At 56.0% G+C, this 26,099-nt stretch carries 23 protein-coding genes; 12 read left to right on the top strand and 11 right to left on the bottom strand.

The window, feature by feature from the left end:
- Positions 1-89: 89 nt before the first annotated feature.
- The 4 genes from galS to BFV65_RS13890 form a co-directional block, all read right to left on the bottom strand.
- Positions 90-1,112 carry an HTH-type transcriptional regulator GalS gene (gene galS / locus BFV65_RS13875; RefSeq protein WP_003859324.1) on the bottom strand — a complete coding sequence of 341 codons (1,023 nt, stop codon included), beginning with the start codon at positions 1,110-1,112 and terminating at the stop codon, positions 90-92.
- A gap of 155 nt (positions 1,113-1,267) precedes the next feature.
- Positions 1,268-2,425 (bottom strand): DUF418 domain-containing protein YeiB, encoded by a 1,158-nt coding sequence (gene yeiB / locus BFV65_RS13880; protein WP_023300585.1) that lies wholly within the window; start codon positions 2,423-2,425, stop codon positions 1,268-1,270.
- Between the two features lie 18 nt (positions 2,426-2,443).
- Positions 2,444-3,112, bottom strand: a complete 669-nt coding sequence (gene folE, locus BFV65_RS13885; RefSeq protein ID WP_017383384.1) for a GTP cyclohydrolase I FolE — start codon at positions 3,110-3,112, stop codon at positions 2,444-2,446.
- A gap of 102 nt (positions 3,113-3,214) precedes the next feature.
- The gene (locus BFV65_RS13890) at positions 3,215-4,363 is read right to left on the bottom strand and encodes a YbfB/YjiJ family MFS transporter (protein WP_069596772.1); all 1,149 of its coding nucleotides are present in this window, start codon (positions 4,361-4,363) and stop codon (positions 3,215-3,217) included.
- Between the two features lie 137 nt (positions 4,364-4,500).
- Here BFV65_RS13890 and fghA point away from each other — a divergent pair, with 137 nt between their 5' ends.
- Both fghA and BFV65_RS13900 read left to right on the top strand, forming a co-directional pair.
- A complete protein-coding gene (gene fghA / locus BFV65_RS13895) occupies positions 4,501-5,328 on the top strand; it encodes an S-formylglutathione hydrolase (protein ID WP_038416422.1) in 828 nt (275 codons plus the stop codon).
- 261 nt (positions 5,329-5,589) lie between these two features.
- Positions 5,590-7,575, top strand: a complete 1,986-nt coding sequence (locus BFV65_RS13900) for a ligand-gated channel protein (protein WP_032623906.1) — start codon at positions 5,590-5,592, stop codon at positions 7,573-7,575.
- A 54-nt stretch (positions 7,576-7,629) separates the two neighbouring features.
- Here BFV65_RS13900 and BFV65_RS13905 read toward each other — a convergent pair whose 3' ends face one another.
- Both BFV65_RS13905 and yieE read right to left on the bottom strand, forming a co-directional pair.
- Complete coding sequence (locus BFV65_RS13905) at positions 7,630-9,099, bottom strand: amino acid permease (protein ID WP_022648700.1); 1,470 nt, start codon at positions 9,097-9,099, stop codon at positions 7,630-7,632.
- Between the two features lie 170 nt (positions 9,100-9,269).
- Positions 9,270-10,136, bottom strand: a complete 867-nt coding sequence (yieE, locus tag BFV65_RS13910; RefSeq protein WP_045308655.1) for a DNA-binding transcriptional regulator YeiE — start codon at positions 10,134-10,136, stop codon at positions 9,270-9,272.
- Between the two features lie 97 nt (positions 10,137-10,233).
- Here yieE and BFV65_RS13915 point away from each other — a divergent pair, with 97 nt between their 5' ends.
- Complete coding sequence (locus BFV65_RS13915; RefSeq protein ID WP_069596773.1) at positions 10,234-11,280, top strand: YeiH family protein; 1,047 nt, start codon at positions 10,234-10,236, stop codon at positions 11,278-11,280.
- Between the two features lie 64 nt (positions 11,281-11,344).
- Positions 11,345-12,202, top strand: a complete 858-nt coding sequence (nfo, locus tag BFV65_RS13920; protein ID WP_023300589.1) for a deoxyribonuclease IV — start codon at positions 11,345-11,347, stop codon at positions 12,200-12,202.
- A 74-nt stretch (positions 12,203-12,276) separates the two neighbouring features.
- On the opposite strand, the gene fruA is transcribed toward nfo, so the two are convergent.
- From fruA to fruB, 3 genes are read right to left on the bottom strand one after another with little or no spacing between them, the layout of a single operon-like run.
- Positions 12,277-13,962: a PTS fructose transporter subunit IIBC gene (gene fruA / locus BFV65_RS13925; protein WP_022648704.1), complete on the bottom strand. Its 1,686-nt coding sequence runs from the start codon at positions 13,960-13,962 to the stop codon at positions 12,277-12,279.
- Positions 13,963-13,978: 16 nt separating this feature from the next.
- Complete coding sequence (gene fruK / locus BFV65_RS13930; protein ID WP_006811313.1) at positions 13,979-14,917, bottom strand: 1-phosphofructokinase; 939 nt, start codon at positions 14,915-14,917, stop codon at positions 13,979-13,981.
- A complete protein-coding gene (gene fruB, locus BFV65_RS13935; protein WP_045308656.1) occupies positions 14,917-16,047 on the bottom strand; it encodes a fused PTS fructose transporter subunit IIA/HPr protein in 1,131 nt (376 codons plus the stop codon). The genes fruK and fruB overlap by 1 nt, the downstream gene beginning before the upstream one ends.
- Positions 16,048-16,122: 75 nt before the next feature.
- On the opposite strand from fruB, the gene BFV65_RS23190 reads away from it, so the two are divergent.
- Both BFV65_RS23190 and setB read left to right on the top strand, forming a co-directional pair.
- Positions 16,123-16,302, top strand: a complete 180-nt coding sequence (locus tag BFV65_RS23190; RefSeq protein WP_139154318.1) for a hypothetical protein — start codon at positions 16,123-16,125, stop codon at positions 16,300-16,302.
- Positions 16,303-16,405: 103 nt separating this feature from the next.
- Positions 16,406-17,587, top strand: a complete 1,182-nt coding sequence (setB, locus tag BFV65_RS13940) for a sugar efflux transporter SetB (protein WP_038416423.1) — start codon at positions 16,406-16,408, stop codon at positions 17,585-17,587.
- On the opposite strand, the gene BFV65_RS13945 is transcribed toward setB, so the two are convergent.
- Positions 17,584-17,838 carry a YkgJ family cysteine cluster protein gene (locus BFV65_RS13945; RefSeq protein WP_069596774.1) on the bottom strand — a complete coding sequence of 85 codons (255 nt, stop codon included), beginning with the start codon at positions 17,836-17,838 and terminating at the stop codon, positions 17,584-17,586. The two genes, setB and BFV65_RS13945, sit on opposite strands and share 4 nt — an antisense overlap.
- Positions 17,839-18,002: 164 nt before the next feature.
- Here BFV65_RS13945 and yeiP point away from each other — a divergent pair, with 164 nt between their 5' ends.
- Complete coding sequence (gene yeiP / locus BFV65_RS13950) at positions 18,003-18,575, top strand: elongation factor P-like protein YeiP (RefSeq protein WP_003859355.1); 573 nt, start codon at positions 18,003-18,005, stop codon at positions 18,573-18,575.
- Between the two features lie 116 nt (positions 18,576-18,691).
- Here the strand turns inward: yeiP and uxuA are convergent, their stop codons facing one another.
- A complete protein-coding gene (gene uxuA / locus BFV65_RS13955) occupies positions 18,692-19,882 on the bottom strand; it encodes a mannonate dehydratase (protein ID WP_022648722.1) in 1,191 nt (396 codons plus the stop codon).
- Positions 19,883-20,087: 205 nt separating this feature from the next.
- On the opposite strand from uxuA, the gene BFV65_RS13960 reads away from it, so the two are divergent.
- The 5 genes from BFV65_RS13960 to BFV65_RS13980 all read left to right on the top strand — a co-directional run bounded on the left by BFV65_RS13960 (position 20,088) and on the right by BFV65_RS13980 (position 26,077).
- The gene (locus BFV65_RS13960) at positions 20,088-21,554 is read left to right on the top strand and encodes a mannitol dehydrogenase family protein (RefSeq protein ID WP_069596775.1); all 1,467 of its coding nucleotides are present in this window, start codon (positions 20,088-20,090) and stop codon (positions 21,552-21,554) included.
- A 123-nt stretch (positions 21,555-21,677) separates the two neighbouring features.
- Positions 21,678-22,664: a CobW family GTP-binding protein gene (locus BFV65_RS13965; protein ID WP_045308657.1), complete on the top strand. Its 987-nt coding sequence runs from the start codon at positions 21,678-21,680 to the stop codon at positions 22,662-22,664.
- 33 nt (positions 22,665-22,697) lie between these two features.
- Positions 22,698-23,402, top strand: coding sequence for a phosphatase PAP2 family protein (locus BFV65_RS13970; protein WP_069596776.1), 705 nt, complete (start codon positions 22,698-22,700; stop codon positions 23,400-23,402).
- 424 nt (positions 23,403-23,826) lie between these two features.
- On the top strand, positions 23,827-24,396 hold the full coding sequence (gene mepS, locus BFV65_RS13975) for a bifunctional murein DD-endopeptidase/murein LD-carboxypeptidase (protein WP_003859364.1): 570 nt from the start codon (positions 23,827-23,829) through the stop codon (positions 24,394-24,396).
- Between the two features lie 127 nt (positions 24,397-24,523).
- Entirely contained in the window at positions 24,524-26,077 is a 1,554-nt protein-coding gene (locus tag BFV65_RS13980) for a cyclic di-3',5'-guanosine monophosphate phosphodiesterase PdeN (protein WP_063853861.1), read from the top strand.
- The last annotated feature ends 22 nt before the right edge of the window (positions 26,078-26,099 follow it).

Here is a 26,099-nt window from a genome sequence, read left to right on the forward strand (position 1 = left end):
CCCCTAAAACGCTGACATCATAGACAGCGGCTTGTTAAGATACTGTGAATTTACTCACAGATTGAAAACGGTTACATCACGTGATGTTATCAGTTAGTGATCGGAGCCACAGTTTGTCGAATAGCGACCGAATGGCGGCGTACTAAAGTCGGCATAAAACAATGCGTTGCGTCAGGATCTAACAGCCCTGCCGCCCCCTGTAACGCCAGCTCTGTTGCCAGTTTCGCCATCGACGCAATGGGGTAACGCACCGTTGTCAGCTGCGGATCGGTGTAACGGGCAATTGGGATATCATCAAAACCGATCAGCGATAAATGCTGCGGCACCGCAATGCCATTATCTTTCAGCGCGGTAAGCGCACCTGCCGCCATGCTGTCGTTATAGGCAAACACGGCGGTCAGCTGAAGGTTACGCCCCAGCAGTTCAACCATTGCCGCTTCACCGCCCTGCATGTCCGGCGAACCGGTACCTACCCAGCTCTCCAGCGGCGCAATGCCCTGCTCTTTCAGGGCGTTTTGCCAGCCCTCGCGGCGCATCATGTCGTCTTCAATACCGTGGCTTGAAGCCAGATAACCAATGCGCTGATGGCCGTTGCTGATGAGCATCCGCGTCGCCATCATCGCGCCGCTGATGTTATCCAGACCGACACAGCGGTGCGCATAACCGGGGACGATACGGTTGATCAGCACCATACCGGGGATCTGCTCCATAAACCCGGCCAGCTCTTCATCGCTCAGGGCTTTTGAGTGCACAATCAGGGCGTTACAGCGCTGGCGGATCAGTACCTCAATGGCATAACGCTCTTTTTCAGCCTCGTGATAGCTGTTGCCAATCAGCACATATTTCTGGTGCTGCTGAGCAACGACGTCCACCGCTTTGACCAGCGCGCCGAAGAAGGCGTCCGACACGTCCATCACCACGACGCCAATGGTATCGCTGACCTGCGTCGCCAGCGCCTGAGCATTGGCGTTTGGCCGGTACCCCAGCTGGGTCACGGCTTTCATTACGGTTTCACGCGTTTCAGGGCTGACCAGCGCACTGTTGTTCAGCACGCGGGAGACAGTAGCAACAGAAACACCCGCCTGGCGGGCGACGTCACGAATGGTGATCATATTCACCACCCTTAAAAGGATTGCAGCAACTCACAGACACCCCCTGTGTTTAGCAAGGTGGCTATTCTGGCAGCGAGAGAGAAGAGACTACGTGAAGAAGCTCACACAGATGAAAACGCTTACATCCGTTTTGTTAATGATTGTGATCCAGATCGTTATCTGGATGTATTACGCAATGACACGCCCGACGCAAGGGCGGTTAACCGTCGCCATACCCACTCCAGCGGGCCCTGGCGGAAAAAACGCAGCCAGATAACTGAAAACACCACGTTAACAATCCAGACCGGAATAACAAACGCCAGCAGCGTCAGGCGGTCGAATTTCATAAACAGGCCGAATCGGTAGAAAAGCGTGGTGCATATCAGCGTTTGCAGGATGTAATTGCTTAACGCCATCCGTCCAACGCAGGCCACCGCACTGACGATCCACAGGCGAGAAAGCCGGGGCCATAAGCCATAGATCAGCGCCGCATAGCCAATGGTCTGGAACGGCGCGCTCAGCTCTCGCGGCACCTGCAACAGGAACGCGCACCAGCGGTAATCCCACTGAAGATGCCACTGTAAGATCACCGCCGGAAGGTTAATCATCACGCCGAGCAGTACCAGGCCAGCGCCTGTGAGACGATAGTGTCGCAGGCTAAATTCTCCTTTCAGCCAGCCGGTGCGCATCAGGGCTGCGCCCATCAGCATCATCCCCGCCAGCTGCCAGCCGTATTGCGCCCCCAGCGCCAGCAGGTTATCGCCGAGCATATCGGCCCGGTTGCCGATCGCTTCCATGCCACCTTTCAGCTTCCAGAACTGCTCATATTGCAGATTGGCCGCATCCGGGATCCACGAACGACTGGTGGAAGCATCGGCAATCATGCCAAGCAGCAATAACACGGTCAGTCCCATGACATAGAGCATCACGCCAGTGTTAAAGAGGCTTTTTACACCGGGCGCGTCGCGGATCAGCCGCCAGCAAATCAGGCCCACCAGACCATACGCGAGCAGAATATCGCCGTCCCAGAAAAGCAGCCCGTGAATAAAACCGAGGATAACCAGCAGCGTTAAACGCGACTGGATCCAGCGCGTACCGCGTTTGAGGAGAAGCTGAAGTCCCGCGCCAAACAGAAGCGCAAAGAGGGTCAGAAATTTAACCTGTGCGAAGAGATCAAGGATTGCCCACGTCCAGGCGTCGCTGCGCGTGATGTCGCCATACCACGCAGGGTTCAGATAGGCGGCCTTCGGCAGACCGAAGGCGCTGATATTCAGCAGCAGGATACCGAGAATGGCGACGCCGCGAACAAAATCGAGCGTGACGTTTCGCTCCATGGTCCCTGCCCTGTCTGATTAGTTGTGGTGGCGCACGGCGCGCAGAAACTCCTGGCGGGTGTTCTGGCTCGATTTGAACAGGCCGCCCAGCGAGGTGGTGGTAGTCGCGCTGGTTGCATCACGCACGCCACGCGCTTTCACGCAGTAGTGAACCGCGTCGATAGACACCGCCACGTTGTTAGTCCCCAACAGGGTTTGCAGTGCGGTCAGGATCTGCTGCGTCAGACGCTCCTGCACCTGAGGACGCTGGGCAAAGAACTGCACGATGCGGTTGATCTTGGACAGGCCAATGACCGTATCTTTTGGAATATAGGCCACCGTCGCTTTACCATCGATGGTCACAAAGTGATGCTCGCAGGTGCTGGTCAGCGTGATATCGCGTACCGTCACCATCTCATCGACCTTCATCTTGTTTTCAATGACGGTGATTTTCGGGAAGTTCGCGTAATCCAGGCCGGAGAAAATTTCGTCGACGTACATTTTCGCGATGCGGTGCGGCGTCTCCATCAGGCTGTCGTCGCTCAGATCGAGATTCAGCAGTTGCATGATCTCCGTCATATGGCCGGCGATCAGACTCTTGCGGGTAACATTGTCCAGCTCCTGCACCGGCGGGCGCAGTGGCGTTTCAAGACCGCGCGCAACCAGCGCTTCATGGACAAGGGCTGCTTCTTTACTGAGTGATGACATTCTTTTCTCCTGCAGGTGTGGCGTCTTTTGCCCTCGTTGTGGCAAAAGTGTGCGCTCATTGTGCGTGAGGCGACGCACATAATCCAGTATTCACGTCGATAATTATTGCAATTGCTGTTGCCTTTCAGCCTGACGGTTCCAGACTAACGCTCCGCCAGCGAACAGCGCGATCCCCGCCAGCCCCAGCGCAGGTTCCAGCCGGTGCGTGAGCCAGGTCGAGAGTGCCGACGTGACCGGACCAATCAGCTGACCAATGGCATACCCGGTGGTGAGCAGTCCCGCCATATAACGCGTATGATCTGGCGCCAGCTCGCGACCGTACAGCAGAGAGAGCTGCACGGCGCAAAGGAACCCGCCGCCCACCAGCAGCCCACCCGTCAGCAAGCCGCCAATGCCCGGCAGCAGCCAGGCCGCCAGCACGCCAATCCCCTGTAACCAGAGAACAATCGCCAGCCTGCGGTTAGCGCTTGATGTATGCCGCAGGGCAATACTGAGCGCAATCCCCACCACCGAGGCGGCGCCAAATATTGGCCAGACAAACTGGGCAAACAGGCTGCCCGGGAAACGCACCGCCGCCATTTGCGACAGGAAGGTCGCAGGGAGGATATAGCCGAACCCTGCCAGGCTGTAGCTCCAGACCAGACGCCTGAGATCCGCGGTCAACAACAGCGGCTCAGGCGCGGTACCGGGGCGATGAAGCTGGCCCGCGCGCGGCAGGTAGCGCGCCACCAGCGCAATCAGCACCAGCGCCAGTACGCCGTAGATTTGCCATGCCGCCCCGGCGGACAAGGATTTCGCCTGAATATAGACCGCCAGCAGGCCACTCAGGGCGATACCGGCCCCGGGTCCGGCAAAGACGGCTGCACTAAGCCCCGGCTTGCCCGGCTGCCCCAGCCGCTCGTTGGTCCAGGCGGCAATCAGCACCATCGACCAGCCGCTCATGCAGCCGATCACAAAGCGCAGCAGGCCGTGAACGACAGCATTATCTGCCGCCGCAGAGAGCAGCGTCAGCGCCACCGCGCCAGTGATGCCAAGCCAGAGACGCGTTTCAACGAAGCGATGAGCGCGCATAGCATCCCATGCCCCCACCAGATAGCCCAGGTAGTTCATTGCCGCCACCAGCCCCGCGCTGGTAAGCGTGAGTTGCCCGGCGGCAATCATCAGCGGCACCTGAGGCGTGAAGGCGAAGCGCCCTATCCCCATCGCCACGACCAGAACCACAAATCCGCTGAGCGCGATACGCAGCGCCATGTTCGCTCCAATTGTTAAAGAAAAGTAAATTTATGATGCAACATCTCGCCGTCCTGCGAAAGTGAAAGTTGCTCACAGGTCAATGAAAACTCTGTATTATGCGTTTTATGAATAGTCTTTCGGATAAGGAGCCCTGCATGGAACTGCTCGAAGAGCATCGTTGTTTTGAAGGTCGACAGCAGCGCTGGCGGCACGACTCCACCACGCTGAACTGTGCTATGACGTTCAGCATTTTCCTGCCCCCTGCGGACAATCCACCGGTGTTGTACTGGCTTTCAGGCCTGACCTGCAACGACGAAAATTTCACCACCAAAGCGGGTGCCCAGCGTATTGCTGCCGAACTGGGCATTGCGCTGGTGATGCCAGATACCAGCCCGCGTGGCGATGACGTGGCCGACGATGCCGGATACGATTTGGGTAAAGGCGCCGGGTTCTATCTCAACGCCACGGAACAACCCTGGGCGAGCCATTACCGCATGTATGACTACATTCGCGATGAACTGCCTGCCCTGGTGCACTCTCAGTTCGCGGTCAGCGAGCGCTGCGCGATAAGCGGACATTCGATGGGTGGCCACGGGGCGCTGATAATGGCGCTGAAAAATCCGGGGAAATACACCAGCGTGTCCGCATTTGCGCCGATTGTGAACCCAACGCAGGTGCCGTGGGGGCAAAAAGCCTTCACGCACTATCTGGGTGAGGATGCAGAGAAATGGCAGGAATGGGACAGCTGTGCGCTGTTGCTTGCAAGCCAGCCAGAAGACGCTATCCCGATGCTGGTGGATCAGGGTGATGCCGATCAGTTCCTCGCCGGGCAGTTACAGCCTGCGGTGCTGGCGGAAGCCGCGCGCCAGAAGGACTGGCCGCTGACTCTGCGCATACAGCCGGGATACGATCACAGCTATTACTTTATGGCGTCCTTTATTGAAGATCATCTTCGCTTCCATGCGACACATTTGTTCGCGTAAATACAGCTGTTTGCCCGATAGCCTCTCGCCTGTCGGGCCTTTCCCCTCATTTACATAATCCTATCCGCTTGAATCCAGCCTGTTTTCCGTCGCCCTCACTCAAACACAAATGATTTCAATTATCATTTGTGTTTACAATTCTACATTCTTTTGTACAATTCCAGGCTCTTCTCCATCTCAAAGAGTTCTTACAAGACAAAAACATACAGTTCTCAGGGTTATCCCGATGGAGTTTTTTTCATTTTTATACGGAATGTACAAATGACAATACCACGCATTAAGCTCCTGGCCGTCGCCATTGGCGCTGCCACATGTTCCCCCTTCGTTCACGCAGCCGATCAGGATACCGTTGTCGTTACCGCGACGGGTTTTGAACAAAAGATCCAGAATGCCCCCGCCTCCATCTCTGTGATTTCAAAACAGCAGATTGAAGATAAAGCCTACCGTGATGTTACCGATGCCCTGAGAGATGTCCCGGGCGTCGTCGTCACCGGCGGTGGAAGTAGCAGTGATATCAGTATTCGCGGCATGGCCTCTCAGTACACCCTGTTCCTGGTGAACGGCAAACGCGTCAGTACGCGAAGCACCCGCCCAAACAGCGACAACTCGGGTATTGAACAAGGCTGGCTGCCGCCGCTGGAGTCCATTGAGCGCATCGAGGTCATCCGCGGCCCGATGTCCTCGCTTTACGGCTCCGATGCTATGGGTGGCGTCATTAACGTCATTACCAAAAAAGTCTCGAACACCAAAGCCTGGACCGGTTCGTTGCATGGCGATGCAACCTTCCAGGAAAACCATGATTCCGGCGATATCTTCCAGACCAACGCCTACGCCTCTGGTCCCCTGATTGACGGGCTGCTGGGTGCAAAAGTGACGGGGCTGTTGTCACGCCGCGCAGAAGATAAAATCGTGAACGGCTATAACGAGCAGAAAATGCGTAACGGTGGCATTACGCTGAACTTCACGCCGGACGAGAAGAACGATTTCGATCTCGACTTTGCTCGCGAGCTTCAGGACAGAAACAGCACCCCGGGGATGTCGAAAGCAGCTGAAACCTGCCGGGGAACAACCTGTACGCCAAATACCAAAAGCGACTCGCGCTATGAGCACACGACCTACTCGTTAACCCACAGTGGTTATTACGACGACTTCAATACCACCAGCTATATCCAGCAGGAAGAGACCAATAATCCAGGTCGCAAAATGCGTTCCTACAACACCACCTTTAACAACCAGAACCAGATCTTCCTCGGCGATCATACGTTGACCCTCGGCGGACAGTACCGTTATGAGAAATTGCGCGACAACGGCAATCAGCTGGAAGCTGCTGACGGCCTGAACAAACTGACGCGCTGGAGCTGGGCCCTGTTTGCCGAAGATGAATGGTCAATGACGGAAAGCTTTACGTTGACCGGCGGCCTGCGTATGGACAAAGACCAAAACTACGGGACGAACTGGACGCCGCGCGGTTACGGCGTATGGCACCTGGCCGATCAGTGGACGTTGAAAGGCGGGGTTTCTGCTGGCTATCGTGCGCCGGATCTGCGTCAGTCGTCTGCCAGCTGGGGCCAGGTGACAGGTGGCGGCCGTCTTGACGGTATCATCGTCGGCAACCCGGATCTGAAACCCGAGAAGAGCCTGAGCGAAGAGCTCGCCCTGCTCTGGGATAACAACGATAACCTTAATGCCGGTGTGACCCTGTTTAATACCGACTTCAAGGATAAAATTACGGAAGTTCGCCGCTGTAACAGCAGCGCCGATCCCGCCTGTACGATTGGCGATCATAGCTATGATTTCGTCAGCGATCGCGTCAACGTGGACAAAGCCAATATGCGCGGTGTGGAGTCCTCCTTCGGCTGGAAAATCACGCGCGATGTGAACTGGACTGCAAACTACACCTATACGGAATCCGAGCAGAAGAGCGGCCAGTTCTCCGGCAAGCCACTGAACAAAATGCCAAAACACATGTTCAACACCACCCTGGACTGGCAGGCGACGCCCGACGTCGGCTTCTGGAGCCGTCTGAACCTACGCGGTAAAACGTCTGAGTACCTGAGCCGCACGTCAATGTCCCAGGGTACACCGTCCTACACTCAGGTGGATGTCGGTATGCGCTACAACGCCAACAAAAACCTGCTGGTTACTGCCGGTGTGTATAACATGCTCGATAAGCAGATTGACTACGATACGTATGACACCGTGCTGGATGGCCGTCGCTATACCGTTGGCATGACCTACAGCTTCTGATCTGCCCATAAAAAAGCCCGCTCGATTGAGCGGGCTAAAAGAGAGGAAGTGCGGTTATTGTTTAAATCGTTCCGGGAAATCCATTTCACTGTAGCGAACGAAGCGCGTTCCTTTCGTCAGTTTGTAGCCAAACCAGATGATCAGGAACAGCGGAATGCCAATATAGGTGGCCGTGACGGCGCCCCAGTCAATGGTGTCCGCAAGGAAGGCCTCATAGTTCTGGCCCAGGGTAATGATCAGGCACAGAACGAAGGCGAAGATCGGCCCCAGCGGGAAGAACCCTGACCGGTACGGCAGGTTATTCAGATCATGACCCTGCTTGACGTACCCGCGACGGAAACGGTAGTGGCTGATGGCAATGCCCAGCCAGGCAATGAAGCCCGTCATACCAGAGGTGTTAAGCAGCCACAGGTAGACCGTCTGGTTGCCGAACATGGAGGTCAGGAAACAGAGACCCGCAATCACCGTGGTCGCATACAGCGCGTTGCGCGGCACGCCACCGCGAGACAGTTTCGAGAAAATACGCGGCGCTTTACCGTCGCAGGCCAGGGTGTAGAGCATGCGGGTAGAGGCGTACATCCCGGAGTTACCCGCAGACAGTACCGCCGTCAGGATCACCGCGTTCATCACCGCCGCCGCAGAGAGCAGACCCGCGTGCTGGAAGACCAGGGTGAACGGGCTGACGCTGATGTCTTTCACATCGTTACGCAGCAGGCTTGGGTCGGTATACGGAATGATCAGGCTGATAATCAGGATCGCGAACACATAGAACAGCAGGATACGCCAGAACACCTGACGCACCGCGCGCGGGATGGTCTTCTCCGGGTTTTCGGATTCACCGGCCGCGATACCAATCAACTCGGTACCCTGGAAGGAGAAGCCGACAATCATCGCCACGCCAATCATCGCCGAGAAGCCCCCGGCAAACGGCGCATCGCCTATTGTCCAGTTACTCCAGCCCGCCGGTTCAGCCCCTTTGAAAATACCAACGATCATCGCCACACCGACGACGATAAAGATGATGACGGTTGCCACTTTAATTAAAGAGAACCAGTATTCCGCTTCGCCGAAACCGCGCACGGAGATGTAGTTCAGCAGGAAGATGACCGCCAGGAACAGGGCGCTCCAGATCCAGCCGGGCGTGTCCGGGAACCACCAGGTCATCACCAGCTGTGCCGCGACGAGGTCAACGGCGATGGTCACCGCCCAGTTGTACCAGTAGTTCCAGCCCAGCGCGAAGCCGAAGCCTTCCTCAACGTATTTTTGTCCGTAGGTCGAAAACGAACCAGACACCGGCATGTATGCCGCCAGTTCGCCCAGGCTGGTCATCAGGAAGTAGACCATCAGGCCAATCAGGATATAAGAGAATAATGCCCCACCCGGGCCGGCTGCCGAAATTGTTGCGCCAGAGGCAACGAAAAGACCCGTACCGATGGAGCCGCCAATGGCGATCATCGTCAGGTGACGCGCCTTAAGTGCGCGACGTAGCGCGGGCGCTTCTGTGGTTTTAGTTTCTGAAACCATGTGAAAATGCTGTCCATTCAATAAATGAGGCGCGATTGTAGCAGACGATCTGCGTTGCTTCCGGCAGAAATGCTCAGTTATAAGAGAGCTTCATGACTCGGCCAGGATTATAAGTAAAGCATAATTTTTCCCTCTCCCCTTTGGGGAGAGGGCCAGGGTGAGGGGCGCTTTTACATCTCGCAGTAGCGCAGAAAACGCTGGAGCGAGCTGGAAAGGTGTTTCTGACGATGGTGGATGCACCACAGCGTGCGCACCAGCTTCGGCAGCGGAACGGGGATCTCAACCAGAGAGCCGGTTTCCAGCTGTTCGGCAATCACCCGTCGGGAAAGACAACTAATGCCCAGACCATGGCGTACGGCATGCTTAATGGCCTCGGAGTTACCTAATTCCATCCCTAACTGGAACTGCGGCAGATGGGACAGCAGCAGATAATCGACAATCTCACGCGTGCCGGAGCCCTGCTCTCGCAGGATCCACTGCGCTTGCGCCAGCCGCTCCAGCGTGACCTCGCCCTTGAGTAAAGAAGAGGCCGGGGAAGCAAACACCACCAGCTCATCCTCAAGCCAGGGCTCCGCAATGATATCCACGTTGTGGCACGGCCCTTCGATAAGACCGATGTCCACGCGGAAATCAATCACCGCGTTAATCACGTCCTGGCTGTTGCCGACGCTCATCTCCAGCGGCAGGGTCGGAAAATCCCGGCGGTAGCGGGCGATCACTTCCGGCAGGATGTAGTTACCGATCGTGCTGCTGGCGTAGACGCGAATAGCGCCGTTGTCCTCGCGGAACAGCTGTTCGATCTCCGTAGCCTGCTCCAGCAAGGCCAGGGCACGCGGATACAGCAGGCGGCCATGTTCGTTCACCACCAGTCGCTTTCCTACCCTGTCGAAAAGCTGGACGCCCAGTTGCCCTTCAAGATCGGTCAGGGCCGCGCTAACGGCGGACTGCGAGAGCGCCAGCATTTGTGACGCCTGGGTTGTCGAGCCGCTTTTCAGCACCTCGGCAAAAACCTCCAGCTGACGCAATGTAATGTGCATGGTTGCTTACCACTTATAAAGATTGATTATAAATATATAATCAATTTTATTTTTAAGCCAGAGCGCCGTAACCTTTAGCCTGACAAAGGAGAAGGTTATGTCAGAAATCACCTTACAACATCATCGTACAGTGTGGCACTTCGTGCCGGGTCTCGCGCTCAGCGCCGTGGTTACCGGCGTGGCCTTATGGGGTGGCAGTATACCGGCTGTTGCCGGTGCAGGGTTCAGCGCCCTGACGCTGGCCATTCTGCTCGGCATGGTGGTCGGGAACACCGTTTACCCGCACATCTGGAAATCCTGCGACGGCGGCGTGATTTTCGCCAAGCAGCATTTATTACGTCTCGGGATCATCCTTTATGGCTTCCGTCTCACCTTTTCGCAGATTGCGGATGTGGGTGTCAGCGGGATTGCCATCGACGTCCTGACCCTTTCGAGCACCTTTTTACTGGCGTGCTTTATCGGCCAGAAGATCTTTGGACTGGACAAACAGACCAGCTGGCTGATCGGTGCGGGTAGCAGCATCTGCGGCGCAGCGGCTGTACTGGCAACAGAGCCGGTAGTCAAAGCCGAAGCCAGTAAAGTCACGGTTGCCGTCGCGACGGTAGTTATCTTCGGTACGCTGGCGATCTTCCTGTATCCAGCCATGTATCCGCTGGTGGCGCACTGGTTTAGCCCGGAAACCTACGGCATTTATATCGGCTCAACCATGCACGAAGTCGCGCAGGTGGTGGCGGCAGGTCACGCCATTAACCCGGAAGCGGAAAACGCGGCGGTCATCGCCAAAATGCTGCGCGTGATGATGCTGGCCCCGTTCCTGATTTTCCTTGCGGCGCGGGTTAAACAGCTGGCTCCGGCAGGCGGCAGCGAGAAAAGCAAAATCACCATTCCGTGGTTTGCGATCCTGTTCATCGTGGTCGCTATCTTCAACTCTTTCCACCTGCTGCCAAAAGCGATGGTGGATATACTGGTCACGCTGGATACGGTCCTGCTGGCGATGGCAATGGCGGCGCTGGGCGTCACCACGCACGTCAGCGCGCTGAAAAAAGCCGGGTCGAAACCGCTGCTGATGGCGCTGGTGCTGTTCATCTGGCTGATTGTTGGCGGCGGTGCGATTAACCTTGCGGTACACAGCCTGTTGGCATAAACCATCTCGTCCTTCTCCTGTTAACCCGCTATCATAGGCATTTCGGGTTAACAGGAGTCTTTTTATGAAATATGTTGGAGCGCACGTCAGCGCTGCCGGTGGCCTTGCGAATGCCGCCATTCGCGCCGCCGAAATCGAGGCGACCGCTTTCGCCCTGTTCACCAAAAACCAGCGCCAGTGGCGCGCAGCTCCCCTCACCGCGGAAGTGATTGATGACTTCAAAGCCGCCTGCGAGAAATACCGCTATGGGCCTGGGCAGATCCTCCCGCACGACAGCTACCTGATTAACCTCGGCCACCCGGTTGCTGAGGCGCTGGAAAAATCCCGCGAAGCATTCCTGGATGAGGTTCAGCGCTGCGAACAGCTGGGGCTGACGCTGCTGAACTTCCATCCCGGTAGCCATCTGATGCAAATCGACGAAGACGCCTGTCTGGCGCGCATCGCCGAGTCCATCAACATGACGCTGGATAAAACCCAGGGCGTGACGGCGGTGATTGAGAATACCGCCGGTCAGGGCAGCAACCTCGGCTTTAAGTTTGAGCATCTGGCGGCGATCATCGACGGCGTGGAAGACAAATCCCGCGTGGGCGTGTGCATTGATACCTGCCACGCGTTTGCCGCCGGGTATGACCTGCGCACAACCGAGGCCACGAAAAATACCTTCGAAGAGTTCGAGCGTATTGTTGGCTTTAAGTATCTTCGCGGTATGCACTTAAACGATGCGAAAAGCGCGTTCGGCAGCCGCGTAGACCGTCACCACAGCCTGGGCGAAGGTAATATCGGCCACGATGCGTTCCGCTTTATCATGCAGGATCCCCGCTTCGACGGCATTCCAATGGTGCTGGAAACCATCAATCCGGATATCTGGGCAGAAGAGATTGCCTGGCTGAAGGCACAGCAGACCGCTGAACAGGCGGCATAAAAAAAGCCGGGCGCTTAACGCGACCCGGCTTTTTTGTAGGTCGGGTAAGGCGAAGCCGCCACCCGACACCTCTTTTAGGCTGCTTTTGCGACCACTTCCGCTTCCGGACGCTTCAGCACCGCGTAAGACAGACCCGCCACCAGCGTACCGGCAACAATCGCCAGCAGGTAGCCCAGCACCGGCGTGATGGCGCCAGGGATCAGCAGGACGAACAGACCGCCGTGCGGTGCCATCAGTTTCGCACCTACCGCCATGGAGATAGCTCCCGTTACCGCACCGCCGACGATACAGCATGGCAGAACACGCATTGGATCGCGCGCCGCAAACGGGATTGCGCCTTCGGTAATGAAGCACAGACCCAGCACCAGCGCCGCTTTGCCGCCTTCCTGCTGCGCTTTATCGAACTTACGACGGGCAATGATTGTCGCCAGGCCAAGCGCCAGCGGAGGCACCATACCTGCCGCCATGATCGCCGCCATAGGCGCATAGGTCTGGGTACTCAGCAGGCCAACGCCGAACGCGTATGCCGCTTTGTTTACCGGACCGCCCATGTCGGTACACATCATACCGCCGAGGATTGCGCCCAACAGCACCGCGTTCGCCGTCCCCATGGTTTGCAGCCAGTGGGTCAGACCTTCCAGAATGCCCGCGACCGGCTTACCAATCAGGTAAATCATCGCCAGACCGACCACCAGGCTGGAAATCAGCGGGATGATCAGGATAGGTTTCAGCGCCTCCATACTCTGCGGCAGCTTCAGCTTAGAGCTGATGAGCTTCGCCACGTAACCGGCAAGGAAACCGGCAATAATACCGCCGATAAAGCCAGAACCAGTGCTCACGGCCAGCATACCGCCGATAAGACCCGGCGTCAGACCCGGACGGTCAGCGATGGAGAAGGCGATAAAGCCCGCCAGCACCGGCACCATCAGCGCAAACGCGGAGCCGCCACCAATCTGCATCAACGCTGCCGCCAGCGTGCCCTGCTCTTTAAAGGCTTCGATACCAAAGGCAAAGGAGAGCGCAATACACAGGCCGCCCGCCACCACCATCGGCAGCATGTAGGAAACCCCGGTTAACAGGTGACGATAGGCACCCGCAGACTCTTTCTTACCTTCGCCAGGCGTTTTAGCCGCACCGGTCGCCTGATAAGGTTTGGCTTCCGCCAGCGCTTTATCAAACTCCTGCGCAGTTTTCTTCAGCGCCAGGCCGGTTGAGGTGCGGTACATCGGCTTACCGGCAAACTTCGCCAGATCCACTTCGATATCGGCCGCCACGATCACCAGATCGGCTTCGGCCACCTCTTCCGGCGTGATGGCATTACCCGCGCCAACAGATCCGCGAGTTTCAACCTTCACCCACCAGCCGCGTTTTTTCGCTTCGGTTTCAATGGCTTCAGCCGCCATAAAGGTGTGAGCCACACCTGTCGGGCAAGCCGTTACCGCAACAATGCGTTTCGGCCCAGCGGTTGCGACCGGCGCGGCCTCAACGGGTGCACTGTAAACCGTCGCATGACCTTTTGCTTCGCTCAGAAACAGTTCAGGGTGTGCCACCGCGCGGTTAATATCGCCCAGCCACACTTTTTTGCCGTTCAGGGCGCTGTCCGCGGGGATTTTGTCGCCCAGAACAATCGCCATTTCAGCATCACCCGGGTTATCAATGATATCCAGGTGCGCTTTTTGTGCCGCCGCGCCCAGCAGGGTCTTCGCCATATAGGCACGAGCCTGTCCGAGACCGGAGTCAATGATCAGCAGCGTTTTCATTATTCCTCTCCTGCTGTTAGTTAAAAGGTTTTAAGTCAACGCGCGCCATCATCGCGGCTAACTGGGTACGATCGGTAATACCGACATTGCTCTGGCTCACGGCCAGGGCCGCAACGGCGGTAGCAAGGCGTAGGGTATGTTCACTGGATTCGCGCATCAGCAGACCGTAGATCAGGCCGCCAACCATCGAATCCCCGGCACCCACGGTGCTGACCACTTCCATAGAAGGCGGTTTGGCAATCCATTCCCCGGAGGCGTTAACCCACAGGGCACCTTCTGCACCCAGCGAAATCACCACATGAGCGATACCCTGCTCGCGCAGCGCATGGGCAGCGTCAATCACATCCTTTAATTCTGGCAGCTTACGGCCCGCCCAGATTTCCAGTTCACGGCGGTTAGGCTTAACCAGCCATGGCGAGGCTTTCAGACCGGCGACCAGCGCGTCGCGGCTGCTGTCAAAAATAATGCACGGGCACTGGCTGCGCAGGCGCGTCATCCAGTCGGTGAACGCTTCCGGGCTGACGCCGGACGGCAGGCTACCGCTGACGCACACCATGTCAAACTGGCCCAGCCAGCTCAGGGAATCGGCAACGAAGCGCTCCCAGTCAGCCGGGGTCACTTCGAAGCCGGAGAAGTTCAGATCGGTTACTTCACCGTCTTTCTCGGTCAGCTTAACGTTAATACGGGTACGGCCCTGCACAACCTGAAAACGGTTGGCGATGCCCAGTTCACTGAACAACTGCTGAAAACCGTCCTGGTTGTCTTTGCCAAGGAAGCCGCCAACGGTGACGTCGATGCCGAGATCTTTCAGCACCTTCGCCACGTTAATCCCTTTCCCTGCGGCATGCAGGCCGGTGGTTCGCACCAGGTTAACTTCGCCACGCTCAATTTCCGGGCAGAAGCCCACCAGATCGTAAGCCGGGTTCAGCGTAATGGTCGCAACACGTCTGCTCATTATGCGCCCTCCCCCAGACCGGCCGCGATGGCGTCGCCAATCGCTTTCAGCGCCTGTTCAGCATCAGCACCCTGCGCGGTAAAACGCAGACGATGGCCTTTCTTCACACCCAGCGCGACAACTTTCATCAGGCTGCGCCCGTTGGCTGGTTTACCCGAACCGTCCAGATTGGTCACGGTGATCTCACTTTCAAATTGTTTAATGGTATTCACCAGCATGGTGCCCGGACGGGCATGCAGGCCGTGTTCGTTACGCACCACGTACTCCGCGCTCAGCAGGTTGTCCGTCAGCGCATCGTCGCTGGTCAGCAGGGCCAGCACCGTCGCCGCGTCTGCGTTCAGCAATTTTTCAGCTTTATTGTTCAGCAGCAGATCGCCAAGGCGCTTCAGGACGGATACCGGCTGATCGTCAGCCATGGCAACGGTTACCAGCATCGCGGCGCGTTCGCCGTCTGTCTCAAAGGCAACCGCAGCACGGCTGACCGCGATAGCACTGCGCAGGTTGCCTTCAGCACTGTCGTTCAGCCAGATGCCCTGACCCAGGTTTAAAGGCTTATCATTGATGGTGCGGGTCACAAAGGCGGTATCAGCCGCCCCCACCTCTTTCAGGCGAGCCGCGTTCAGCGCCTGGAGCGTCACCAGATCGGACGCAACGACGTCCAGCATCAGGGTTTCATTATCCAGCTTCAGCGCTTCGCTCTGTTTTTCGCCCATCAGCAGGGCACGCAGCTCTTCAGCAGTGGTGGCGGATTTAAGCTGTTCCGCGACGGCATCATCGCTCAGCACGTGCGTCAACTGACGCAGCAGGCCCAGGTGTTCGTCACCGCTGGCCGCGATACCGATCGCCACGTAAGCCACCTGCCCCTCGCCCCAGAGCACGCCCTGCGGGAACTGGTAAACCTGCACGCCGGTTTTCAGCACCTGATCGCGGGTGTCCGTGGTGCCGTGCGGAATTGCAATACCGTTACCGAGGAAGGTGGAGGTCTGCTGTTCACGCGCCAGCATGCCGTTGACGTAGCCGTCCGCCACGTTGCCAGCCTGCACGAGCGCAGCGGCGACCTGGCGAATAGCCTCTTCTTTATTCCCGGCCTGTTCGCCCGGGTGGATATCCTGAACAGATAACTGGAACATGATTCTCCTCTCCTGCTGAAATTGAATCGTTTCAGCTTAACTGAGAAAATATGCGCTAACCTGCTTCTACAGGACATGCAAGATAGCGCTGAAACGTTTCAAGAAGTCTTGTCTTTTCTACAAAAGGTTGCAAGAAAAGTTACATTTCTTGTTGCAGAATTTAGAAGTGCAGCACATTTCTTCTTCAATAGGGAGGTTTTTGCTGATGTTCAGCAAACAGGTTCAGCACACTTCAGCGAAACAGCGTTAAACTGAAATGCTATTTTGATCTATTGTGGCAATCTTGATTTTGCCCTCTGTTTATTTAATGACAGGCGGCGTAAACTCCGCCTCTCTCTGTTACTCGCAAAGACTGAACATGCATAACACCCCCGCTGCCGCCTCACCAAAGCCCTTTGATTTGACGTCAACGGCGTTTTTGATTGTTGCTTTCCTCACCGGTATTGCCGGTGCGTTACAAACGCCTACGCTGAGCCTGTTTCTGACCAACGAAGTCCACGCGCGTCCGGCGATGGTTGGCTTCTTCTTCACCGGGAGCGCCATCATTGGCATCCTGGTCAGCCAGTTTCTGGCCGGGCGTTCCGACAGAAAAGGCGATCGCAAAAGCCTGATTGTTTTTTGCTGTCTGCTGGGCGTTTTCGCCTGCGTGTTGTTTGCCTGGAACCGCAACTATTTCATTCTGCTGTTTGTTGGGGTGTTCCTGAGCAGCTTCGGCTCGACCGCCAACCCGCAGATGTTCGCCCTTGCCCGCGAGCACGCCGACCGTACAGGACGGGAAGCGGTGATGTTCAGCTCGATACTGCGCGCGCAGGTGTCGCTTGCGTGGGTGATTGGCCCCCCGCTCGCCTACGCGCTGGCAATGGGTTTTGGCTTTACGGTAATGTACCTCAGCGCGGCGGTAGCCTTCGTGGTGTGTGGCGCAATGGTATGGTTCTTCCTGCCTTCCATGCGTAAAGAGCCGAAAGTGGCGACCGGTACGCTGGAAGCACCGCGGCGTAACCGGCGCGACGCACTACTGTTATTCATTATCTGTACGCTGATGTGGGGAACGAACAGCCTCTATATCATTAATATGCCGTTGTTTATTATTGATGAGCTGCATCTGCCGGAGAAGCTGGCCGGGATCATGATGGGAACCGCCGCGGGGCTTGAGATCCCCACCATGCTGATTGCGGGCTATTACGCGAAGCGCTTCGGCAAGCGCTTTTTGATGCGCATCGCCGCCGTTGCCGGGCTGCTGTTTTATATCGGTATGCTGACGGTTCATACGCCAGCGCTGCTTCTTGCTTTACAGCTGCTGAACGCCATTTATATCGGCATTCTGGCCGGTATCGGCATGCTCTACTTCCAGGATCTGATGCCGGGTCAGGCAGGCGCTGCCACCACCCTTTATACTAATACCACCCGCGTGGGCTGGATTATTGCAGGCTCACTGGCGGGCGTTGTGGCTGAAATCTGGAACTATCATACGGTGTTCTGGATTGCGCTGGTGATGTGCGTCCTGACGTTGAGCTGCCTGACGCGGATCAAAGACGTTTAAGGCGCGGTGAGCGCTTCCAGCTCAAGCAGGTAAGTGATGGCCTGCTGCCGCGTACTGCCGCACATTTCGGCGCCAGGCTGGAGCCCGGAGCACACCTTCGGGCGTAAAGGCGAGCCAAATATCATGCACAGGTTAGATTCAGAGAGCTGAACGCAGCGGGTATCGGCAGGCTTGCCTTGTGGCATGCCTGGAATGGGGCTTGAGATGGACGGTGCGGTACAGCACGCGCCACAGTCGGAACGACAATCCATACATGCTCTCTGTTGGTGGCAGATGCCCGCGCAGTCGGGCATTGCGCGCACAGTAACACCTTTTATGTATTGATAGCAAAACCCACGAATTCCGCTTGCCTGAAAGGCCGCGCGCGAGTAATTTGGCGCGATATTTTTTACCTCCCGTAAACAGGATTACTGCAATGCCAAGAGCGAACGAAATCAAGAAAGGTATGGTACTGAATTACAACGGCAAACTGCTGATTGTGAAAGATATCGACATTCAGGCACCCAGCGCCCGTGGCGCAGCAACGCTGTATAAAATGCGTTTCTCCGATGTCCGTACCGGCCTGAAAGTGGAAGAACGTTTTAAAGGCGACGATATCGTGGATACCGTGACCCTGACCCGTCGCTACGTTGATTTTTCTTATATCGACGGCAACGAATACGTGTTCATGGATAAAGAAGATTACACCCCGTATATCTTCACCAAAGATCAGATCGAAGAAGAGCTGCTGTTTATTCCTGAAGGTGGAATGCCGGACATGCAGGTGCTGACCTGGGATGGCGTGTTGCTGGCGCTGGAGCTGCCGCAGACCGTTGATCTGGAAATCGTTGAAACGGCACCGGGCATCAAAGGCGCGTCTGCAAGCGCGCGTAACAAACCGGCTACCCTGACTACCGGTCTGGTCGTACAGGTGCCAGAATACCTGTCAGCGGGCGAGAAAATCCGTATCCATATCGAAGAAAAACGCTATATGGGTCGCGCTGACTGATTGTGGCGTTTGCCGGGTGGCGGCTGCGCCTTACCCGGCCTACAAAAACACAAAAACCGGCCTCAGAGCCGGTTTTTCGTAGGCCCGGTAAGCGTAGCGCCACCGGGCAATCAGGCTTACAGAAGCTCTGGATACTTCGTCATTTTCAGCGCCAGCTCAATACCGCGCACTTCCGCCATCCCTTTCAGACGGCCAATCGCCGAATACCCTGGATTCGTTTTCTTGCGCAGATCGTCCAGCATCTGATGCCCGTGATCCGGACGGAACGGGATAGGACGTACATCCCCCGCCTGCTTACGACGTACTTCTTCAGAGAGAATGGCATCCACCACCGCAACCATGTTCACGTCGCCGCCAAGGTGGGCTGCTTCATGGAAGGTTTTTGGATTCTCTTCACGGCAGGTTGCACGCAGGTGAGTGAAATGAATGCGATCCCCAAAGGTTTCGATCATCCGCACCAGATCGTTATCCGCACGCACGCCGTAAGAGCCCGTACACATGGTAAAGCCGTTGTAGATGCTGTCCACCGTCTCTTTTAGCCACTGCATATCCTCAATGGTCGACACGATACGCGGCAGGCCAAGGATTGGGCGCGGAGGATCGTCCGGATGGACCGCCAGCCGCACGCCCGCTTCTTCTGCCACCGGCACGATAGCGCGCAGGAAGTGCGCCATGTTTTCACGCAGCTGGTTTTTATCGATATCGCCATATTCCGCCAGGCGCGCGCGGAACTGATCGAGGGTATAGCCCTCTTCCGCCCCCGGCAGGCCCGCGATAATATTGCGAACCAGCTTCTCAATGTCCGCTTCACTGGCGGCATTGAACCACGCCAGCGCCTGCTGCTGCTCTTCGGCGGTGTAGTCTGCTTCCGCCCCCGGACGCTTCAGAATGTGCAGCTCGAAAGCCGCAAAAGCGATTTGATCGAAACGCAGCGCCTTCGAACCATCGGCCATTTCATATTCCAGGTCGGTACGCGTCCAGTCCAGAATTGGCATAAAGTTATAGCAGACGGTATCAATACCGCAGGCCGCCAGGTTACGAATGCTCTGCTGATAATTCGCAATCCAGGTTTCACACTCACCGGAGTGGGTTTTGATATCTTCGTGAACCGGAATACTTTCCACGACAGACCAGGTTAGACCCTTCTCTGCCAGCTGTGCCTGACGCTTTTGGATTTCCTCCACCGGCCACACCTGACCGTTCGGAATATGATGCAGCGCCGTGACCACACCCGTTGCGCCAGCCTGACGCACATCATCAAGAGAAACCGGATCGTTCGGCCCGTACCAACGCCAGGTTTGTTCCATTGCCCCACCCTCTCAAGTTGTTATACCAATATGAATTACCTCAATGACGACTACCATACATGTTTAATCGAAGTGGTCAACACAGCGCGCGACATTGATTGATCAAACTCACATAACCGGGATATTTACGGCTTACCAATTTAATTTGTTGTCATATAACTTTACACTGGCATTGTTAATTAATGGTTAATCAGGTGTGTACTACATGAAGACTATTGCCTCCACCGCGCTTCCTGCTCATGTCCAGCAGCCCCGCTACGATCGCGAGCAGTTACGCTCCCGCATCGTCCATTTCGGCTTTGGCGCGTTCCACCGGGCGCATCAGGCGTTGTTAACAAACCGGGTGCTGAACGCCAAAGGAGGCGACTGGGGTATTTGTGAGATTAGCCTCTTTAGCGGCGATGTTCTCATGCGCCAGCTCCGCGCGCAGGATCATCTGTTTACCGTGCTGGAGAAAGGTGCCGAAGGCAATCAGCCCATTATTATCGGTGCGGTAAAAGAGTGCCTGAACGCAAAACTCGACTCGCTGGCAGCCATTATTGAGAAGTTCTGCGAACCGCAGGTGGCCATTGTCTCCCTCACCATTACCGAAAAAGGCTACTGCATCGATCCGGCGACGGGGAAACTGGATATGCACAACAGCCGCATTCTGCACGATCTTGAGCATCCGTCTGAGCCGCATTCCGCGCCGGGTATTCTGGTCGAAGCGCTTCATCGCCGCCGCGAGCGCAGCCTGCCAGCGTTTACCGTGCTCTCCTGCGACAATATTCCCGACAACGGCCACGTGGTAAAAAATGCCGTTCTCGGCATGGCCGGAAAGCGATCCGCAGAGCTGGCCGGATGGATCGAGGCGCACGTGAGCTTCCCTGGCACCATGGTCGACCGAATCGTGCCCGCCGCCACTGACGCCTCACTCGCGGAAATCACCCAGGAACTTGGCGTTGAAGATCCCTGCGCCATCAGCTGTGAACCGTTCATTCAGTGGGTAGTGGAAGATAACTTTGTCGCCGGGCGTCCGGAATGGGAGGTTGCAGGCGTACAGATGGTTGAGGATGTCCTGCCCTGGGAGCAGATGAAGCTGCGGATGCTGAACGGCAGCCACTCCTTCCTGGCGTATCTGGGCTACCTTGCCGGCTACGCGCACATAAATGAATGTATGCAGGACGACAGCTTCCGCGAGGCTGCCCGCAGGCTGATGCTGAATGAGCAGGCCCCTACGCTGCGCATCACCAACGTTGATCTGACAGACTATGCTGACAGCCTGCTTGACCGCTTCGCCAACCCGGCGCTACAGCACCGCACCTGGCAAATCGCTATGGACGGCAGTCAGAAGCTGCCTCAGCGCATGCTGGATGGGATCCGCATGCATCTTGAGCGTAACACCGCCTGGCCATTACTGGCGCTGGGCGTCGCAGGCTGGATGCGCTACGTCAGCGGGACGGACGACCAGGGCAACGCCATTGACGTGCGCGATCCGCTGAGCGACAAGTTTCAGGCCATTGTCGCTACCAGCAGTGACACAGAACGCGTTAGCGCCCTGCTGACGCTAAAAGAAATCTTTGGCGACGACCTGCCGCAAAACCCTGTCTTTGTCGAGGCAATCACCGGCGCGTACCAGCGCCTCGTCCGGCTCGGCGCGCGTCAGGCCGTTATCGAAACGTTAAAAATTTAGCGATTATTGCGTTTAAGGCGAACGGTTTTACGCTCCGTTCGCCCTCCCTCTTCTCAATGCCCGATTTTTTCGTCAGGATGATAGATAGTTGTCACTACATCACAATTATTTATCGGAGCGCACGTGACCAAAACCAACCTGATCACCGGCTTTCTCGGCAGCGGTAAAACTACGTCCATTCTGCATTTGCTGGCCAATAAAGATCCGGCGGAAAAGTGGGCCGTGCTGGTCAACGAATTTGGCGAAGTGGGGATCGACGGCGCGTTGCTCGCCGACAGCGGCGCGATGGTGAAAGAGATCCCGGGCGGGTGTATGTGCTGCGTGAATGGTCTGCCGATGCAGGTCGGGCTGAATACGCTGCTGCGTCAGGGCAAGCCTGACCGTCTGCTGATTGAACCCACTGGGCTGGGTCATCCGAAGCAAATTCTTGATTTACTGACCGCCCCGGTCTACGAGCCGTGGCTTGAGCTGCGTGCGACGCTTTGCCTGCTCGACCCCCGCCAGCTGCTGGATGAAAAAGCGATCAATAACGACAATTTCCGCGACCAGCTCGCCTCGGCAGACATCATCGTGGCGAATAAATCCGATCGCGCGACGGCTGAGAGTCAGGCCGCGTTCAATGCCTGGTGGCAGCAGGCTGGCGGTGGACGTCAGTATGTGCAGACCACCCAGGGCAACATTGATGGCGCCCTGCTCGATCTTCCCCGCCTCAACCAGACGCAACTGCCTGCCAGCGCAGAGCATTCGCATAGCCACGGCGCGAAGCAAGGTCTGGCTGCGCTGAGCCTGCCCGAACATCAGCGCTGGCGTCGAAATCTGAACAGCGGCCAGGGACACCAGGCCTGCGGCTGGATCTTCGATGCCGATACGGTTTTCGACACCATTGGTATACTGGAATGGGCGAGACTGGCGCCGGTTGAGCGGGTAAAAGGGATCATGCGCACCCCGGATGGTCTGGTGCGCATTAATCGTCAGGGCGAGGATTTCTTTATAGAAACCCAGAACGTCGCGCCACCCGACAGCCGGATAGAGTTAATTAGTGCGGTTAATACCGACTGGAATGCCCTCCAGTCAAGCCTGTTGAAGCTTCGTTTAAGTTTGGGCGGCTAACGTTGCCCCTGATTTCACACATTGCTGAAGACTATGACGACTCGACTTCCTGCTATTTTATTGCTCAACGCTGCCGGTCTGGCGCTCTTTTTCTCCTGGTATATCCCGGCGGATCACGGATTCTGGTTCCCGCTGGATTCCGGGCTGTTCCACTTCTTTAACCAGGCGCTGGCGAAGAGTGAAGCCTTCCAGTGGCTGGTGGCGATCACCAACAACCGCGCGTTTGACGGCTGTTCGCTGCTGGCAATGGGCTGTCTGATGCTCTCCTTCTGGCTGAAGGAGGACAAAACGGGTCGTCGCCGTATTCTGATTATCGGCCTGGTCATGCTGCTGGCAGCCGTGATTATCAACCAGCTGGCGCAGCATCTGATGCCGGTTAAACGCGCCAGTCCGTCGCTCTCTTTCCCGAATATTAACCGCGTCAGCGAGCTGCTTCATATTCCAACCAAAGACGCGTCGAAGGACAGCTTCCCGGGCGACCACGGTATGATGCTGCTGATTTTTGCTGGCTTCATGCTGCGCTATTTCGGTAAAAAAGCCTTCGCCATCGCCCTGGTTATTGTGGTGGTATTTGCATTCCCGCGGGTGATGATTGGCGCTCACTGGCTGACAGATATCGCCGTAGGCTCCCTCACGGCGGTGTTAATTGGTTTACCGTGGGTGCTGATGACTCCCCTGAGCGATCGCGTAATAGGTATTTTTGATCGCTATCTTCCCGGCAAATTTAAACAAGTCTGAAACAAATAAATAACGCTAATTAACACCATTCATCAGGGATCGTTTTCGATCCCTGAGTCACTTCTTTCCGGCATCATTCAGCGCTGTCATCATTCCGTCATACAATTCGTGATAAAAATGAAGCAATTGCAGGGATTACCGGTATGAATGGCGGCATTTTGAGCAATTCCGCGCTGTAACGTTGTGTATCACATTTTCTTATAAAAAAACGGTCTTTTTTGCTCGCAATGCCCTTTGCAATCGGTTAACCTCGAACTCGTTTTGCCCCATTGAGATAATTATTATCGTGGTGAATAATTTTGTGCGTTGTGCCACAGATTTCACCATAAAGAATTGTCTCATTGTGAACAGATAATTAGTCTCGTCACGGTTGGCATTTTTATAACGATATTTTCGTTAAGGACTTCAAGGGAAAACAAACAAAATGGTCAAATCTCAACCAATTTTGAGATATATCTTGCGGGGGATCCCGGCGATTGCAGTGGCGGTTCTGCTTTCGGCATGTAGTACGACGAACACCGCGAAGAATATGCATCCTGAGACGCGTGTTGTGGGAATGGAAGATTCCTCTTCACTGCAAGCCTCTCAGGATGAATTTGAAAATATGGTACGTAATCTCGACGTTAAGTCGCGTATTATGGATCAGTATGCTGACTGGAAAGGCGTGCGTTACCGCCTGGGCGGCAGCACCAAGAAAGGCATCGATTGCTCCGCATTCGTACAGCGTACTTTCCGTGAGCAGTTTGGGTTAGACCTTCCGCGTTCTACTTATGAACAGCAGGAAATGGGCAAGTCCATTTCGCGCACTAAACTGCGTACGGGCGATTTAGTCCTGTTCAGAGCAGGTTCAACCGGTCGACACGTTGGCATCTATATCGGTAACGATCAGTTTGTCCATGCTTCCACCAGCAGTGGTGTGACGATTTCCAGCATGAACGAACCTTACTGGAAGAAGCGCTACAACGAAGCTCGCCGCGTTCTGAGCCGTAGTTAATATTGCTGTCGTATCGTTGGTTATCCCTTGGCTGGCGATACGATTAAAAAAGCACTGCTCCGGCAGTGTTTTTTTTTGCCCGTTACACTGATAGACATCCAGCGTCATTTCAGGAATCACGACATCTATGTTTACCCGCTACTTCTCCAGCAACCGCAAGATACTGTTTCTCAGTATTTTGACGGGGTTGTTTACCGCCCTGCTTCTGAGTGCGTTACAGTTTTACTGGAGTTATCACAAGCGAGAAGTCAGGTACGATACCCTCATTACGGATTTAAGCGTCTACATGGAGAACTTTTTCGACGAGCTTAAAACCTCTATTGATACGCTCCAGCCGCTCACGCTGAACAGCTGTGAAGAGGTCAGTGCGGCGCTCACCTCACGCGCGGCCTTCAGTATTAACGTGCGCGCCTTTTTGCTGGTCCGGGATAAACAGGCCTTCTGCTCTTCGGCAACAGGTCCGATGAATACCCCAATGGAAACGCTTATCCCTCAGCTACACATCAGCAAACCTGTTGATATCGCGCTCCTGCCGGGCACGCCCATGCTGCCGGATAAACCCGCGATCGCTATCTGGTATCGCAATCCGCTGGTAAAAGACGGCGGCGTATTTACCTCCGTGAACATCAACCTGACGCCTTACCTTCTTTATACGTCACGTCAGGATGAATTTTCCGGAATATCGATCGTCATTGGCGACTCCGCGTTATCCACCCAGTCCGGAATGCTGGTTCAGGCGCGGGATTTGCCTGAGGTCCCTGCCCGCACCGCCACGCTGAAAAATATTCCTCTGACCGTTAACGTCTATGCGCAAGCCTGGAAGACCGATGAACTGCTCTACGCCGTGTTCTTCGGCCTGGTCTGCGGTATTGCGGCAGGTCTGCTGAATTTCTATATTCTCACTATCCGTCTGAATCCCGGGAAAGAGATCCTTACGGCCATCAAGCACGACCAGTTCTACGTGGTCTATCAGCCCGTCGTGGATGCGCAGTCGCTCAGAATGACCGGGCTGGAAGTCCTGATGCGCTGGAAGCACCCGGTGATGGGCGAAATTCCACCGGATGCCTTTATTAACTTCGCTGAAGCGCAGAAGCTGATTGTCCCGCTGACGCTGCATCTTTTTGACCTGATTATCCGCGATGCCCCTGTCCTGCAAACGGTGCTCCCGCCTGGGGCCAAGTTTGGGATCAACATCGCGCCCGGTCATCTGCATGCGGAAAACTTTAAGGAGGATATGCGCGCGTTTGCCGCTGCCCTTCCGCCCGATCACTTCCAGATTGTGCTGGAAATAACCGAGCGCGACATGATCAACCACCGCGAGGCAAATCAGCTGTTTGAATGGCTGCACAATGAAGGTTTTGAAATCGCCATCGATGATTTTGGCACCGGCCACAGCGCGCTGATCTATCTGGAACGCTTCACGATGGATTACCTGAAAATTGACCGTGGCTTCGTGAATGCCATCGGGACTGAAACCGTTACCTCGCCAGTGCTTGACGCGGTGCTGACGCTGGCAGAACGCCTGAATATGTTAACCGTCGCCGAGGGTGTTGAAACGCCCGAGCAGGCGGCGTGGCTGCGCGAGCATGGCGTGAACTATCTTCAGGGCTACTGGATCGGCCGACCAATGCCGCTGGAGCAGTTCAGGACGTGGCAACCCGACATCACGCTCGGGGAATAATTTCACAATCACGGCGCTGTCC

The sequence above is a fragment of the Enterobacter hormaechei subsp. hoffmannii genome (assembly GCF_001729745.1).
Lineage (GTDB): Bacteria > Pseudomonadota > Gammaproteobacteria > Enterobacterales > Enterobacteriaceae > Enterobacter > Enterobacter intestinihominis.

What these genes read in the sequence shown, in the direction of transcription:
- galS (WP_003859324.1), bottom strand. Translation starts at nt 1,112, where the DNA reads ATGATCACCATTCGTGACGTCGCCCGCCAGGCGGGTGTTTCTGTTGCT.
- yeiB (WP_023300585.1), bottom strand. Translation starts at nt 2,425, where the DNA reads ATGGAGCGAAACGTCACGCTCGATTTTGTTCGCGGCGTCGCCATTCTC.
- folE (WP_017383384.1), bottom strand. Translation starts at nt 3,112, where the DNA reads ATGTCATCACTCAGTAAAGAAGCAGCCCTTGTCCATGAAGCGCTGGTT.
- BFV65_RS13890 (WP_069596772.1), bottom strand. Translation starts at nt 4,363, where the DNA reads ATGGCGCTGCGTATCGCGCTCAGCGGATTTGTGGTTCTGGTCGTGGCG.
- fghA (WP_038416422.1), top strand. Translation starts at nt 4,501, where the DNA reads ATGGAACTGCTCGAAGAGCATCGTTGTTTTGAAGGTCGACAGCAGCGC.
- BFV65_RS13900 (WP_032623906.1), top strand. Translation starts at nt 5,590, where the DNA reads ATGACAATACCACGCATTAAGCTCCTGGCCGTCGCCATTGGCGCTGCC.
- BFV65_RS13905 (WP_022648700.1), bottom strand. Translation starts at nt 9,099, where the DNA reads ATGGTTTCAGAAACTAAAACCACAGAAGCGCCCGCGCTACGTCGCGCA.
- yieE (WP_045308655.1), bottom strand. Translation starts at nt 10,136, where the DNA reads ATGCACATTACATTGCGTCAGCTGGAGGTTTTTGCCGAGGTGCTGAAA.
- BFV65_RS13915 (WP_069596773.1), top strand. Translation starts at nt 10,234, where the DNA reads ATGTCAGAAATCACCTTACAACATCATCGTACAGTGTGGCACTTCGTG.
- nfo (WP_023300589.1), top strand. Translation starts at nt 11,345, where the DNA reads ATGAAATATGTTGGAGCGCACGTCAGCGCTGCCGGTGGCCTTGCGAAT.
- fruA (WP_022648704.1), bottom strand. Translation starts at nt 13,962, where the DNA reads ATGAAAACGCTGCTGATCATTGACTCCGGTCTCGGACAGGCTCGTGCC.
- fruK (WP_006811313.1), bottom strand. Translation starts at nt 14,917, where the DNA reads ATGAGCAGACGTGTTGCGACCATTACGCTGAACCCGGCTTACGATCTG.
- fruB (WP_045308656.1), bottom strand. Translation starts at nt 16,047, where the DNA reads ATGTTCCAGTTATCTGTTCAGGATATCCACCCGGGCGAACAGGCCGGG.
- BFV65_RS23190 (WP_139154318.1), top strand. Translation starts at nt 16,123, where the DNA reads ATGCAAGATAGCGCTGAAACGTTTCAAGAAGTCTTGTCTTTTCTACAA.
- setB (WP_038416423.1), top strand. Translation starts at nt 16,406, where the DNA reads ATGCATAACACCCCCGCTGCCGCCTCACCAAAGCCCTTTGATTTGACG.
- BFV65_RS13945 (WP_069596774.1), bottom strand. Translation starts at nt 17,838, where the DNA reads ATGGATTGTCGTTCCGACTGTGGCGCGTGCTGTACCGCACCGTCCATC.
- yeiP (WP_003859355.1), top strand. Translation starts at nt 18,003, where the DNA reads ATGCCAAGAGCGAACGAAATCAAGAAAGGTATGGTACTGAATTACAAC.
- uxuA (WP_022648722.1), bottom strand. Translation starts at nt 19,882, where the DNA reads ATGGAACAAACCTGGCGTTGGTACGGGCCGAACGATCCGGTTTCTCTT.
- BFV65_RS13960 (WP_069596775.1), top strand. Translation starts at nt 20,088, where the DNA reads ATGAAGACTATTGCCTCCACCGCGCTTCCTGCTCATGTCCAGCAGCCC.
- BFV65_RS13970 (WP_069596776.1), top strand. Translation starts at nt 22,698, where the DNA reads ATGACGACTCGACTTCCTGCTATTTTATTGCTCAACGCTGCCGGTCTG.
- mepS (WP_003859364.1), top strand. Translation starts at nt 23,827, where the DNA reads ATGGTCAAATCTCAACCAATTTTGAGATATATCTTGCGGGGGATCCCG.
- BFV65_RS13980 (WP_063853861.1), top strand. Translation starts at nt 24,524, where the DNA reads ATGTTTACCCGCTACTTCTCCAGCAACCGCAAGATACTGTTTCTCAGT.